Origin of the sequence: Pseudomonas sp. MWU12-2319 (assembly GCF_023242525.1) — a bacterium.
Classification (GTDB): domain Bacteria; phylum Pseudomonadota; class Gammaproteobacteria; order Pseudomonadales; family Pseudomonadaceae; genus Aquipseudomonas; species Aquipseudomonas gingeri_D.
In genome coordinates this window covers 169,767-182,379 of sequence record NZ_JALJES010000007.1, presented here as the reverse complement: position 1 = coordinate 182,379, position 12,613 = coordinate 169,767, and the positions used below count along the sequence as shown (strand labels likewise).

Annotated in this window: 12 protein-coding genes; 10 read left to right on the top strand and 2 right to left on the bottom strand. The window is 62.6% G+C overall.

The genetic code is table 11. The features are described from left to right. Positions 1-9: 9 nt before the first annotated feature. Both M5C01_RS14060 and M5C01_RS14055 read left to right on the top strand, forming a co-directional pair. Entirely contained in the window at positions 10-1,497 is a 1,488-nt protein-coding gene (locus M5C01_RS14060; RefSeq protein WP_152739895.1) for a hypothetical protein, read from the top strand. Between the two features lie 355 nt (positions 1,498-1,852). Continuing rightward, positions 1,853-2,200 (top strand): hypothetical protein, encoded by a 348-nt coding sequence (locus M5C01_RS14055; protein ID WP_152739896.1) that lies wholly within the window; start codon positions 1,853-1,855, stop codon positions 2,198-2,200. Positions 2,201-2,395: 195 nt separating this feature from the next. Here the strand turns inward: M5C01_RS14055 and M5C01_RS14050 are convergent, their stop codons facing one another. Beyond that, on the bottom strand, positions 2,396-3,307 hold the full coding sequence (locus M5C01_RS14050) for an AraC family transcriptional regulator (RefSeq protein ID WP_152739897.1): 912 nt from the start codon (positions 3,305-3,307) through the stop codon (positions 2,396-2,398). 105 nt (positions 3,308-3,412) lie between these two features. Between M5C01_RS14050 and M5C01_RS14045 the strand changes: the two genes are divergently transcribed. The 8 genes from M5C01_RS14045 (at position 3,413) to M5C01_RS14010 (ending at position 11,938) form a co-directional block, all read left to right on the top strand. Further along, entirely contained in the window at positions 3,413-3,973 is a 561-nt protein-coding gene (locus tag M5C01_RS14045; RefSeq protein ID WP_152739898.1) for a carboxymuconolactone decarboxylase family protein, read from the top strand. A 49-nt stretch (positions 3,974-4,022) separates the two neighbouring features. After that, a complete protein-coding gene (locus M5C01_RS14040; protein WP_152739899.1) occupies positions 4,023-5,093 on the top strand; it encodes an acyl-CoA dehydrogenase family protein in 1,071 nt (356 codons plus the stop codon). Further along, positions 5,090-5,911, top strand: a complete 822-nt coding sequence (locus tag M5C01_RS14035) for an ABC transporter ATP-binding protein (RefSeq protein ID WP_152739900.1) — start codon at positions 5,090-5,092, stop codon at positions 5,909-5,911. Before M5C01_RS14040 ends, M5C01_RS14035 begins: the two co-directional genes overlap by 4 nt. Then, positions 5,898-7,097: an ABC transporter substrate-binding protein gene (locus M5C01_RS14030; RefSeq protein WP_103499681.1), complete on the top strand. Its 1,200-nt coding sequence runs from the start codon at positions 5,898-5,900 to the stop codon at positions 7,095-7,097. The genes M5C01_RS14035 and M5C01_RS14030 overlap by 14 nt, the downstream gene beginning before the upstream one ends. Continuing rightward, positions 7,097-7,861, top strand: coding sequence for an ABC transporter permease (locus M5C01_RS14025; RefSeq protein WP_100940315.1), 765 nt, complete (start codon positions 7,097-7,099; stop codon positions 7,859-7,861). The genes M5C01_RS14030 and M5C01_RS14025 overlap by 1 nt, the downstream gene beginning before the upstream one ends. 352 nt (positions 7,862-8,213) lie before the next feature. Then, positions 8,214-9,956 carry an ABC transporter permease subunit gene (locus tag M5C01_RS14020; RefSeq protein ID WP_152739902.1) on the top strand — a complete coding sequence of 581 codons (1,743 nt, stop codon included), beginning with the start codon at positions 8,214-8,216 and terminating at the stop codon, positions 9,954-9,956. Positions 9,957-9,970: 14 nt separating this feature from the next. Continuing rightward, entirely contained in the window at positions 9,971-11,293 is a 1,323-nt protein-coding gene (locus M5C01_RS14015) for a nitrate/sulfonate/bicarbonate ABC transporter ATP-binding protein (RefSeq protein ID WP_103495575.1), read from the top strand. Between the two features lie 333 nt (positions 11,294-11,626). Continuing rightward, positions 11,627-11,938 (top strand): hypothetical protein, encoded by a 312-nt coding sequence (locus M5C01_RS14010; RefSeq protein ID WP_152739903.1) that lies wholly within the window; start codon positions 11,627-11,629, stop codon positions 11,936-11,938. Between the two features lie 69 nt (positions 11,939-12,007). Here the strand turns inward: M5C01_RS14010 and M5C01_RS14005 are convergent, their stop codons facing one another. Then, a complete protein-coding gene (locus M5C01_RS14005) occupies positions 12,008-12,586 on the bottom strand; it encodes a DUF4337 domain-containing protein (RefSeq protein ID WP_152739904.1) in 579 nt (192 codons plus the stop codon). Positions 12,587-12,613 lie beyond the last annotated feature (27 nt).

Below are 12,613 nucleotides of genomic sequence, written 5' to 3'. Positions count from 1 at the left end.
GATCCCCTCATGCCTCGATCAAAGTTGTTCACCAAACTGTTTGTCGCGCTGCTGGTCGGCGCCGGGCTCTGGTACATGTGGGTGATTACCAGCGCCAAGCTGGAGTGGGGCGGGAGCAGCCCGGACAAGCAGCAGATCGGCGCCGTGCAGGACACCCGTCAGCGCGCGATGACCCAGTACTGCACCGGTGTGGTGGTGACCCCGCAGGGCACCTGGCTGGTGGGGCGCCTGGAGGGGGACGCGAAACAGCTGCAGCCCACCGCCGACGTGGTGGACCTGGATGCCGTACTCCATGGCAAGCCGGTTGAGAATAAGGATCTGACGCCAGAAGACTCGGGGGCTTTCTCCGGCCTTCTCTCGGGCCGGGACAAGGAAACCTCCTTTATCTCGCGCCTGGACGCTCAAGGCCAGTTTCAAATGGTGGCCCATGTCAGCGACGCCGCCTGCCTGGTGGCCAGCCCGGATGGGGCCAGTGTTTTCCTGCTGACCGGGCTTGAGCGCCCCGAAGTCGCGGGCGCGAGCGGCGATGAGATCAGGCAGACCGTGATCTTTCGCAGCGACGATCAAGGCAAGCGCTGGACCTGGTTGAGCAAAGGCCTGTTCCCCAAGGCCGAGCAGTTGGCCTGGAACCTCAAGCCCTATTTTCATGGCCCGGATGAAGTCTGGGCCTGGGGCACCCCGAGCGGAACCGACAACGAGAGCGGCGAAGACAAGCCGGGTGCCATCTCCACCGGGGTGTTCTACTCCGCTGATCGCGGCGCGAGCAGCACCCCGATATTCGCGGCCGAGTCGCTGCTGGTGTCTACCGAGTATGCCCAGGGCAAGCGGCCTGACATTACTGAATGGCGCGACTCCGGCACTTATGGGGAAATCCAGACCTATGTCACTCAGTTGGATGCGCAACGGGCGTTTATCTGGGTATCCCAGCGTTTCTGGGGGAGCAATCCCGACGGTGAAAGCGGCAGCTTGGCGATCAACGTCACGACCCGGGCACCACTGCAGCGCAAAGCAGGGAAGTGGCAGGTCGGGGCTGTGCAGCGCGAGGAGGGGCTGTTTATCGACGCACTGGTGGAGAATGGCAGCGGGCGGGTGATGGGCCTGATCGACCAGGGCGAGCATGGGCAAGATGTGGTGGCCGAGCTGGATACCGCCAAGCTGAGCTGGAAGCCGATGGGTGAGCTACCGAGTGTGTTCGCGCCGTTGGCGTCGGACAGCCAGTTGCGCGAGAAGAATTTCTGGGTGGGGCAGAACAGCCTGCTGATCAACACCTCAAGCGAACACCGGCCGCCGCGCTGGCTCTACTGGTGGTCGGATGCGCAAATTTCCGCGAACGGGGTGTTCTACTCCAAGGACTGGGGGCACTCCTGGCAACGGCTGGCGGTTGACGGTTACCTGGGGATCCTCGGCTTTCAAGGGGCGCAGGACCGGGTGATCTGGGCCAAGGGCAACTGGTACAACAGCAATGATGCTGGGGTTTATTCCTATGGTTTGCAGTGAGGGTTGGGTTGTCTTGTACCTATCTTGCAAGACGGCTCGCTTTCCATTGAGTGAAATTTCCTAGAAACTTCTACCCTGTTGCTCCTGGCAGAACCGGTGGCTAGTCTGCATCTTGTCACCGCAAAAACGGTGATACGGACGTGCAAGTCCGGAATTCTGTTATGACGCACAACGTCCATGTCATGCCTGGGCGTTTTTGCAGTCCGCCTGTTTTATGGTGGCTGTGCGTGGGAGACCTTCGGGTCTGCCGGGTGTCCTAACAGACCTGGTCTTGCACACCTGCGTACAGCTGCCACCCTCATTCGTGTGCAAGCGAGAAGGTGTCGGCTCCTTATCTCTGTTAGGAGTTTCAGACATGTTCAAGATCACGCCCAACCCTCCTGTGTCACTGCGCGTCGAAACCATCGATCCGCACATCGTCGACCGTGCATTGGCTTATTACAATTTGCCGCAAGGTACGAGTCCGAAGCGATGCGGCGCCAATTCAACCCGCAAGATCAACGCCGAACCTGAAAGTCGTGAAGAAATCCTGGTCGACGCCAGTGCGATTCTGGAGTCAGCGGCGGCCACCGCTTACGAACATGCCGATAATCTCACTGGCCCTGAGCGCAAGGTGGCGATGGGCGTGGTGCGTCTGATCGAGCTGGCGCAGGGGCGGGTGGATTCGGTGTTGGAGGATGAGTTCACCAGCGGCGTTAGTTGATCAATGAGGGGGCGGCGACACAGTCCTTCATTTGGCAGCCAGCGATTGTGATGCAATATTCGCCGACGCCTTCGCCGACAAGCCAGGCTCCTACGGGACGGCGCCGGACACAAATCTGGGGTACGGCATAAACCTGTAGGAGCAGGGCTTGCCCGCGAAGCTTTTGGCGATCTCACGGGCCCCTTCGCTGCTGCGTCATCGCCCCTCATGCTGCCGCCGATAAGCCCCCGGCTGCACCCCGAGCGCTTTGGCAAACGCCCGGGTAAACGCCGCAATCGACTGATACCCCACCGCCGCACACACCTGTTCCACGGTGTTATTGGCCCGCAGCAACCGACTGGCATGGCGCATCCGCAACGCCAGCAGCACCTGCCCCGGTGACTGCCCGGCCAGTTCGTTGAAGCGCTTGAAAAACGCCGAACGCGACATCCCGGTACAAGCCGCCATGCTCTCCAGCGACCAACTCTCCCCAGGCCGTTCGATCAACTGCTCCAGCAATGGCGCAAACCCCGGATGCCGGGCCAGTGCCACTAATCCACCCAGGCTCCGGTTCTCCGCCACCTGCTGGCGCAGCACATACAGAAACAACAAATGACTCAAGCGTTCCAGCAGCGCCGAGGAGGGCGCCGGTGGCCGTTCGCACTCGGCCAGGATCAACCCGAACAAGGCCCGCGCGGCGCTCAACGACGGATCGCCCGCCCGCAGCACAATCCAGTCCGGCAACCCGTCGATAATCAATGACGACAGCCCGGACTTGAAATGAAAGAACCCGCACACCAGCCCCACGCCATCCTGCGCAGCGCTGTCTAGCCCGGTCATCGCCTGGCGCGGCAAGCGTTGCGCCTCTACGCTGTTTTGAGCACTCGACAACCGATAATCCAGGTCCCGCAGCAAAAACACCGCATCCCCGGCCTCCAGCCGCAGGCTTTCTTGCTGTCCATCAATATGCAGCCAGCAGTGACCCTGCACGATCAGGTGGAAGCTCGCCCGCGCCAAGCCATGGGTGCTGGCGTGCCAGCCGCCGCAATAACGGCCCACATGGAACAGGCTCGCATCCAGTTCCAGGCTTTCTAATAACCAATCAACCAGCGGACTCGACGAAATCATCTAATGGAAACACTCAGAAGCAAGGAATCGCTACTTTTGAATATGGATCGGAATTCTTATAACCAACAGACTTGTCGGACTCACCCTACAACAGGAGTCCACTCCATGTCGCGCGTCACTCTCCATACACTGCAAAGCGCTCCCGAAGCGGCCAAGCCTTTCCTGGAAAACGCCCAGAAGAATTCCGGGTTTATCCCCAACCTGCTCGCCGTCCTCGCCAATGCACCGGCGGCGCTGGAAACCTACGTTACGGTATCGGCACTCAATGGCAAGGCCGAGCTGAGCCTGGCCGAGCGCGAAGTGGTGCAACTGGTGGCCGCCACCACCCACGGTTGCGACTTCTGCGTTGCCGGGCACACGGCGGTGGCCCTGAACAAGGCCAAGTTGCCGGCCGAAGTGGTCGACGCCTTGCGCGGACAGGACGAACTGCCCCAGGAAAAGCTCGAAGTCCTCGCCGCTTTTGCTCGGGAAGTGATCGCCACCCGCGGCAATGTCAGCGACGCGGTGTTCAGTGAGTTCCTCGCCGCCGGCTACACCCAGGGCAACGCCCTGGAAGTGATCCTCGGGGTAAGCCTGGCCACACTGTGCAATTTCGCCAATGTCTTTGCCCGCACGCCGCTCAATCCTGAGCTGGCGAAATATCGTTGGCAGTCGACAGATCAATGATTCATCGGCGTCGGCTATTATTCGACGTTGTCTTCAAGGAGAAAACGACATGCTCAATCCGGCACTGAGTCAATGGCTCGACGTACAAGCCCAGGCTCTGGATCTGGGGCAGTGCGACCCACAGGATGTGATTTCCCGATTGGCGACGGCCAAGGTGCTGCGCATCGGTGTTCCAGAGGCCCTGGGCGGCAGCGGCGGCACGGTGGCCGATGCGGTGGAAAGCATCGCCCAGGTGGCCAGCCATTCCCTGTCGGCGGCCTTTGTGTTCTGGGGCCAACGGGCTTTTATCGAGTACCTGCTGCACAGTCCCAACACGGCATTGCGCGAGCATCTGCTGCCGTCGTTGCTCAGCGGTGAACTGGCCGGCGCCACCGGACTGTCGAATGCCATGAAGTTCCTCTCGGGCATCGAGTCGCTGCAACTGCGGGCCCGCGATCAAGGTGATGGCTGGTGCCTGGATGGCCGTCTGCACTGGGTGACCAATCTGCGCAAAAGCGGTTTTGTGGTGGCGGCCGCCATTGAGCGGGAGGAGGGCGGCACACCCTTCGTGCTGGCGATTCCGGATGCCCTGAGTGGTCTGCAACGCTCGGACGACTTGCAACTGATGGGCCTGCAGTCGAGCAATACCGCCGCCCTGGACTTCAAGCGGGTGGAAGTCAGCCGCGACTGGTTGCTCCACGACGATGCCCGGGTCTTTCTGCCGGCGGTGCGCCCGGCTTTCCTCGGCCTGCAATGCGGCATGGCCATCGGCCTGGCGCGCCAGGCGCTGAAGGAAGTGGACGGCCATCTGCAAGACACCCGCTCGATTCTGCGCGAACCCTTGCTGGAACAGCGCCACGCTCTTGAGCAAACGGTGGAGGAACTCAAGAACGGTCTGCACGACGGGCGCTTCCTGGCCCAGCCGAGCGCCTTGTTCCAGATCCGCATCAGCCTGGCCGAGTCGGTCGCCCAGGCGGTGCAACTGGAGTTGCAGGCCAGCGGCGGCAAGGCCTATCTGAATGAATACGGCAGTGGCTTCGCCCGGCGTTGGCGCGAGTCGGCGTTCGTGCCGATCGTCACCCCGAGCCTGGTGCAATTGCGCGCCGAGCTGCAACGCCAGGCCCGGGATACCGCGGCATGAGCGGGCCGTTGCTGGAGGCCCGGCAGATCAGCCTCGGTTACCCCCGCGAACAGGGCTGGCAAACGGTGCTGGAAGGTTTCGACCTGCAACTGCAAGCCGGCGAGGTGGTGTCGATCCTCGGCCCCAGCGGCGTCGGCAAATCTAGCCTGTTGCGGGTCCTGGCCGGCTTGCAGACGGCTCACGCAGGCCGCGTGCATTTCCTCGGCGACCCCCTGGACGGCCCGCACCCGCGGGTGGCGGTGGCCTTTCAGGACCCCAGCCTGCTGCCCTGGTTGAGCCTGGAAAAGAACGTCGCCTTCGGCCTCGACTTCGCCCGCCAGCCGCACCTGGATGCCCAGGAGCGCAAGGCGCGGATCGACCACGCGATTGCCGCCGTCGGCCTGCAACACGCCCGGGGCCAGTACCCGGCGCAGTTGTCCGGCGGCATGGCCCAGCGCACGGCGTTGGCCCGCTGTCTGGCCCGCCAGCCGCAGGTCTTGTTTCTCGACGAGCCTTTCGGCGCCCTGGATGAGGTGACCCGCGCCGATATGCAACAACTGCTGCTCAAGGTGATCGCCGAGCACAACACGGCGGCGGTGTTGATCACCCACGACATTGATGAAGCCCTGCTGCTCTCCGAGCGGATCCTGCTACTGGGCCACAGCCCGGCGCGGACCCTCGGCGAGTGGCGTATCGACCTGCCTCAGCCGCGTGCCGAGCTGGTGGAGGAACTGGGCACCCTGCGTATCGAGATTCTCAAGACCCTTCGGCGGGCCAGCCGCACCTCACCCCCTCACTCTTTGCTCGAAACGTCGGAGATGGCTCATGTGCCTGGATGACTTCACCCATACACGTCGTGACTTCCTCAAACTCAGCGCCTTGCTGACCGCCGGCGGTGCCTTGCCGCTGCTCAACAGCCTGCAGGCCCGTGCCGCGTCGGAGCCCAATGCGCCGGTGCGCATCGGCTACCTGCCGATCACCGATGCCACGCCGTTGCTGGTGGCCCATAACAACGGCCTGTTCGAGGCCGAAGGCATCCAGGCCGAGCGCCCGGTGCTGCTGCGCAGTTGGGCCCAGGTGATCGAGGCGTTTATTTCCGGGCAGGTCAACGTGATCCACCTGCTGTCGCCGATGACCGTCTGGGCGCGCTACGGCAGCAAGGTGCCGGCCAAGGTGGTGGCCTGGAACCATGTCGGCGGTTCGGGCCTGACCGTGGGGCCGGGTATCACCGAGGTCAAACAACTGGGCGGGCAGTCGGTGGCGATTCCGTTCTGGTACTCGATCCACAACGTGGTGGTCCAGCAACTGCTGCGCGACAACGGCCTGCAACCGGTGAGCAAGCCCACCAGCAGCGTGCTGGCCGCCAACGAGGTCAACCTGGTGGTGCTGCCGCCCTCGGATATGCCGCCGGCCCTGGCGAGCAAGCGCATTGCCGGCTATATCGTCGCCGAGCCGTTCAATGCCCTGGCCGAGGAACTGAAGGTCGGCCGGGTACAGCGCTTCACCGGCGATCTCTGGCGCAATCACGCCTGCTGCGTGGTGTTCATGCACGAGCAGGACCTGAACAACCGGCCCGAGTGGTCGCAGAAGGTGGTCAACGCCATCGTCAAGGCTCAGCTCTGGACCCGCGACAATCGCGCCGAGGCGGCTAAATTGCTGTCCAAGGACGGCACCAATCGCTACACCCCCCACACCACCCAGGTGCTCAATCGGGTGTTGGTGCCCAGTGCCGCCGATCGTGATGCCTACCTGGCCAGCGGGGCGATCCAGCACGGCAACTGGGACGAGCAGCGCATCGACTTCCAGCCGTATCCGTTCCCCAGCTACACCGAGGAACTGGTCAAGCGCCTGAAGAACACCCTGATCGAGGGCGACAAGGGTTTCCTCGCTGGCCTCGATCCGCAGCAGACCGCCCGTGATCTGGTGGACGACCGCTTCGTACGCAACAGCCTGGCGGCGGTGGGCGGGCTCAAGGCCTTCGGTTTGCCGGACAGCTTTGAACGCAGCGAGGAGTTCGGCATTTGATCGGCAAGCCTTCCTCATCGCTCCTGCATTGGGGGCTGGGCCTGGCGGGGTTGTTCTGCCTGCTGCTGCTCTGGTGGCTGGGCGTGCACCTGTTCGGCAGCCCCGACGGGCTGTCGGCGCGCTTCTCGCCCGAAGCGACACTGACCAGCCTGGTGGAGCTGCTCGGCCGTGCCGAGCTCTATGAAAACGTGCTGGTCAGCCTCAAGCGCATTCTGATCGGGCTGTTGCTGGCCCTGTTGGTCGGCGTGCCGCTGGGGCTGCTGATTGGCAGCTATCGGCACCTGGAGGCGGCGACCACCCCGGCGTTCCAGTTTCTGCGGATGATCTCGCCGTTGTCCTGGATGCCGGTGGTGGTGATGCTGATGGGGGTCGGTGACCAGCCGATCTATTTCCTGCTGGCCTTTGCCGCTGTCTGGCCGATCCTGCTCAATACCGTGGCCGGGGTGCGCCAGCTCGACCCGCGCTGGTTGCAACTGAGCCGCAGCCTCAGCGCGACCCGCTGGGAAACCCTGCGCCAGGTCATCCTGCCCGGTGTGCTCGGCCATGTGCTGACCGGCGTGCGGCTGTCCATCGGGATTCTCTGGATCGTGCTGGTGCCCTGCGAAATGCTCGGGGTCAGCGCCGGGCTCGGCTACTTTATCCTTGATACCCGTGACCGCCTGGCCTATTCGGAGCTGATGGCCATGGTGCTGTTGATCGGCGTGCTGGGTTTTATGCTTGATGCCCTGGCGCGCGGCCTGCATCGGCGTTGGGCGCATTCCTGACGCTAACCTGACAAATTATGCGGAATATACATATCTGTAACATTTTGAAATGTATACTTCCGCCCTGAGCCATACCCCCCACGTTTCAACCGCCACCCCCAGGAGATTCGAACTTGGACCCTGCCCATTCTCGGTAGGCCACGTAGCGGGATTTACAAAGGGATACCGCCGGTGCGCAGCCGTCGCCCCGGTATCCAGTCTGTAGCGTTCAGTACGTGGCCTTGCTTCGACGATTTTCCAACCACTTCTCCAGAATGTGCTGTGCTTAGACTGCCGGCACCGCAGCGCTTTGTGCGTTTGTATCCTGGAGTTCGTGGGCCTGTATTTCAGAACGCTGCTGGAATCATTGACGATGAATAAAGTATTACGCCATTACATCCCGGCCAGTACCCGGCGCTTGCTGCCCAATCGCTGGGACCTGATCGCGCTGCCGCTGGTGGTGGGTTTCCTGCTGTTTTTCTCGATCGGCGCGCGGGAAACCTGGGCCCCGATCTCGACCCTGCAGAGCCAGGTGATCTCCCTCGATCCGGCCAACCTGCCGGAATATGCCATACGCACCACCCTGCGCATGCTCGCGGCGATGGTCGCGGCGTTGATCTTCACCTTTCTCTACGGGACCCTGGCGGCCAAGAGCAAGCGCGCCGAGAAACTGCTGGTGCCGGTGCTGGATATCCTCCAGTCGGTGCCGGTGCTGGGGTATATCTCGTTCACCGTGACCTTCTTCCTCCTGTTGTTTCCGGGGCGGGTGCTGGGCGCCGAGTGCGCGGCGATCTTTGCGATCTTCACCAGCCAGGCCTGGAATATGACGTTCAGCTTCTACCAGTCGCTGCGCATGCTGCCGCGGGACCTGACGGAAGTCTCCGAGAGCCTGCAGCTGTCCGGCTGGCAGAAGTTCTGGAAGCTCGACGTGCCGTTCGCCATGCCCGGGCTGATCTGGAACATGATGATGAGCATGTCCGGCGGCTGGTTCTTCGTGGTGGCGTCGGAGGCGATTACCGTCGGCGACAAGACCATCACCCTGCCGGGCATCGGTTCCTACCTGGCCACCGCCATCGAACAGCGTGACCTCACCGCCGTGGGTTATGTGATCCTGGCGATGGTGGTGGTGATCCTGGTCTACGACCAGTTTCTGTTCCGTCCGCTGGTGGCCTGGGCGGACAAGTTCCGCATGGAAGACACCGCGGCCCAGGGCGGCGCGCCGGAATCCTGGGTGCTCAACCTGATCCAGCGGACCCGGGTCATCCAGCGTCTGATCCGGCCGATTTCACGTTTCTTTACCCGGATCGGCCATCTGCGCCTGAGCCTGCCCCGGGTCAAGTCCCGGGCCAGCGCACCCAACCCCTCGACGTCGCGGGTGGTTGATTGGGTCTGGGGTGTGTTCATCACCTTGCTCGCGGCCTATGCGCTGTACCACATCGCTATGTATGTCAGCAGTGAAGTGACCCTCTCCGATGTCGGCGAAGTCATTGGCCTGGGGGCAATCACCCTGGTCCGGGTGACCTTGCTGATCGCCGTGGCTTCGCTGATCTGGGTGCCGCTGGGGGTGATGATCGGCCTGCGTCCGCACTTGGCCGAGAAGATCCAGCCCTTGGCGCAGTTCCTCGCGGCGTTCCCGGCGAACCTGCTGTTCCCGGTGTTCGTCATCGTGATCCTGCACTACAACCTGAACCCGGATATCTGGCTGAGCCCGCTGATCGTGCTGGGGACCCAGTGGTACATCCTGTTCAACGTGATTGCCGGGGCCAGCGCCTTCCCCAACGACTTCCGTGAAGCCGCCGCGAACTTCCATATCCGTGGCTGGCAGTGGTGGCGCAAGGTCATGTTGCCGGGGATCTTCCCGTATTACGTGACCGGTGCGATCACCGCCTCCGGTGGTGCGTGGAACGCCAGTATCGTTTCCGAGTTCGTTTCCTGGGGCCAGGACAAGGTCGTGGCCCATGGCCTGGGGGCTTATATCGCCCAGACCACGGCCGCCGGCGATTTTCCGAAAATCACCCTGGGCGTCGTGGTCATGTCGGTCTTTGTGGTGGCCTTCAACCGTCTGCTCTGGCGGCCGATGTACGCCATCGCCGAAAACAAACTTCGTCTGAATTAATCCGAGCCGCTCTTATGAACAGTCATATCGAATACACCAGCAGCGCCCGCGAAATCTACTCGCTCACCAATGTGAGCAAGGGCTTTGGCAACGGCAAGGATGAGCGTCAGGTACTCAGCGAAGTCGACCTGCACCTGCACGAAGGCGAAGTCGTCGGGCTGCTGGGGCGCTCGGGCTCCGGCAAGTCGACCTTGCTGCGGATCATTGCCGGCCTGATCCAGCCGACTTCCGGCGAAGTGCTCTACAACGGCGAAGCCCTGGACGGCCCGGCCAAGGGCGTGGCGATGGTGTTCCAGACCTTCGCCCTGTTTCCCTGGCTGACCGTGCTGGAAAACGTTGAAGCCGGCTTGCAGGCCTTGCAGGTCGAGCCTAAGGAAGCGCGCAAGCGCGCACTGGCGGCCATTGACCTGATCGGTCTCGACGGTTTCGAGAACGCCTATCCGCGCGAGCTGTCCGGTGGCATGCGCCAGCGCGTGGGTTTTGCCCGCGGCCTGGTGGTCAACCCGACCCTGCTGCTGATGGACGAGCCGTTTTCCGCCCTCGACGTGCTCACCGCGGAAAACCTGCGGACCGACCTGTTGGAGCTGTGGAGCGGCGGCCAACTACCGATCAAGTCGATCCTGATCGTGACCCACAACATCGAGGAAGCGGTGCTGATGTGCGACCGCATCCTGGTGCTGTCGTCCAACCCGGGGCGCGTCGTGGCGCAGATCAAGGTGCCGTTCGCCCACCCGCGCAACCGTCTGGATCCGATCTTCCGCAAAATGGTCGACGATATCTACGCGCTGATGACCAACCGTCGCAGTGCCGACGAACGCACCGGCAAGGCTGAGCTGCAACTGGGCAGCCGCCTGCCGGAAGTGCCGACCAACCTGATGGCCGGTCTGATCGAAGCCCTGGCGGCCGAGCCGTACCATGGCCATGCCGGTTTGCCGAACGTCGCCGAGCGCTTGCTGCTGGAAGTCGATGACCTGTTTCCGGTGGCCGAGATGCTCGAGCACCTGGGTTTTGCCGAACTGCGCGGGGCCGATATCAAGCTCACCGATGCGGGCAAGCGTTTTGCCGAAGACGGTACCCAGGAACGCAAGGTGATGTTTGCCGAGCATCTGCTGCGCACCGTGCCCCTGGCGGCGCGGATTCGCCAGGTGTTGCAGGAGCGTAACGGGCACTGGGCGCCGCGGGTGCGTTTCGAACAGGAACTGGAAGACTCCCTCAGCGAAGACTTCGTCGAGCAGACCCTGGAAAGCGTGATCAGCTGGGGCCGCTACGCCGAGATCTTCTCCTACAACGACACCACCGAAACCTTCAGCCTGGAAGACGTGGAAGGCGAGATCTGATAACGCAACCCCTGTAGGAGCTGGCTTGCAGCGATGAGGCCCTTGAGCCTTGCGCTGTCCATTCGGACGCCATCGCCGGCAAGCCGGCTCCCACAGGTTCTGCGGTGTGCAGGCCTGTTTGTACCTGACTGCGAACCCCTCGCAGATCCGGGATATCCGAAGTTTTCACCTGACCGTAACGGATCGGGTACATGCCGAGGATCAATCTCTCCCTTGCCTCCGGTTGTTTCGCAGGCGGGCCAGTTTGAAGGGTCGAGACAGTAAGTAGTGAACCGTGCTCCAGTCCAAGTCATGGCCGGGCACGTCTGCTGATCCCAACTTAAGGAGAGTCCGATGTCCATCGGCGCAATTCCAGCTGCAAACCCAGTCTCTGTGCGTATTGCCGGTCAGTCCCAGGCGACCCCGACACCTGCACAGAAAACTTCCACTACCGCCACCACCACCGCCAGCATCGTCGCCGACGCCTTGAAGGAAGCGACCGAAACCGCGGCACAAACCGCACAGGAAGCCAGTCATGGCGACCGCGTAGCGCAGAAGTTGGTGCAAAAGCACCAGCATCACACCGCCACGGCCACTGCGGCACCGAAAGCCGTTTCCAACGGCAGCGGTCAGCCGATCGGCGAAACCATCAGCACCAAGGCGTAAGCTGCGGTCACAGGGTTCCATCAGTCAGCCCGGCCGGTACCGGGTTGACTGAGGTCGGGCGTTATCGTTTCAGATATGCAACGCGGCCAGGCCGCCGAGCACCACGCTGACACCCGCCGCGGTGTAGGCCAGGCGCTTGAGCCATTCCTTGCGGGTCAGCAAGGTGATCGCCGCCAGCGAAATGGCAATCTGGATCGCCGTCATCGCCTGGGCCCAGCGATGGTGCTGGTGCAGGACCTGCTCGGATTTGTTATCCCACTCGCGACTCTTGGCTTCCAGGCCTTCGGCATTCTGCCGCACGACTTCCTTTTCCTTCTTGTAGCGCTCGACCTCAGCGGTGTAATGCGCGGCGTCCAGGCCCGGGATATGGCTGGCCATCTCCGAGAGGTTCTGCCGGCTGGACTTGGCCTGGTAGTAGTTCCACTGGTTGGCGGCTTCGGTCTTGAGGATCGCGGCGTTGTTCTTGTCCATCGCCGCTTCGCTTTCCGTGGAGCCCGCCTGGTAGCTGAGCATGGCGCCAATCGTGGCCATGATCGCGGTCATCACCGCGATCCGGCTGGCAAAGCCGTCTCCACGGGCATGGGCGTGTTCGGTGGTGTGTTCGACGTGTTTTTCGTGAGGGCTTGGGACTTCGAAGTTTTCGGTCATCAGGGACGGATCTTTGGGTGAAGAAGG

What these genes read in the sequence shown, in the direction of transcription:
- M5C01_RS14050 (WP_152739897.1), bottom strand. Translation starts at nt 3,307, where the DNA reads ATGATTTCGTCGAGTCCGCTGGTTGATTGGTTATTAGAAAGCCTGGAA.
- M5C01_RS14055 (WP_152739896.1), top strand. Translation starts at nt 1,853, where the DNA reads ATGTTCAAGATCACGCCCAACCCTCCTGTGTCACTGCGCGTCGAAACC.
- M5C01_RS14020 (WP_152739902.1), top strand. Translation starts at nt 8,214, where the DNA reads ATGAATAAAGTATTACGCCATTACATCCCGGCCAGTACCCGGCGCTTG.
- M5C01_RS14060 (WP_152739895.1), top strand. Translation starts at nt 10, where the DNA reads ATGCCTCGATCAAAGTTGTTCACCAAACTGTTTGTCGCGCTGCTGGTC.
- M5C01_RS14045 (WP_152739898.1), top strand. Translation starts at nt 3,413, where the DNA reads ATGTCGCGCGTCACTCTCCATACACTGCAAAGCGCTCCCGAAGCGGCC.
- M5C01_RS14005 (WP_152739904.1), bottom strand. Translation starts at nt 12,586, where the DNA reads ATGACCGAAAACTTCGAAGTCCCAAGCCCTCACGAAAAACACGTCGAA.
- M5C01_RS14010 (WP_152739903.1), top strand. Translation starts at nt 11,627, where the DNA reads ATGTCCATCGGCGCAATTCCAGCTGCAAACCCAGTCTCTGTGCGTATT.
- M5C01_RS14015 (WP_103495575.1), top strand. Translation starts at nt 9,971, where the DNA reads ATGAACAGTCATATCGAATACACCAGCAGCGCCCGCGAAATCTACTCG.
- M5C01_RS14035 (WP_152739900.1), top strand. Translation starts at nt 5,090, where the DNA reads ATGAGCGGGCCGTTGCTGGAGGCCCGGCAGATCAGCCTCGGTTACCCC.
- M5C01_RS14040 (WP_152739899.1), top strand. Translation starts at nt 4,023, where the DNA reads ATGCTCAATCCGGCACTGAGTCAATGGCTCGACGTACAAGCCCAGGCT.
- M5C01_RS14030 (WP_103499681.1), top strand. Translation starts at nt 5,898, where the DNA reads ATGTGCCTGGATGACTTCACCCATACACGTCGTGACTTCCTCAAACTC.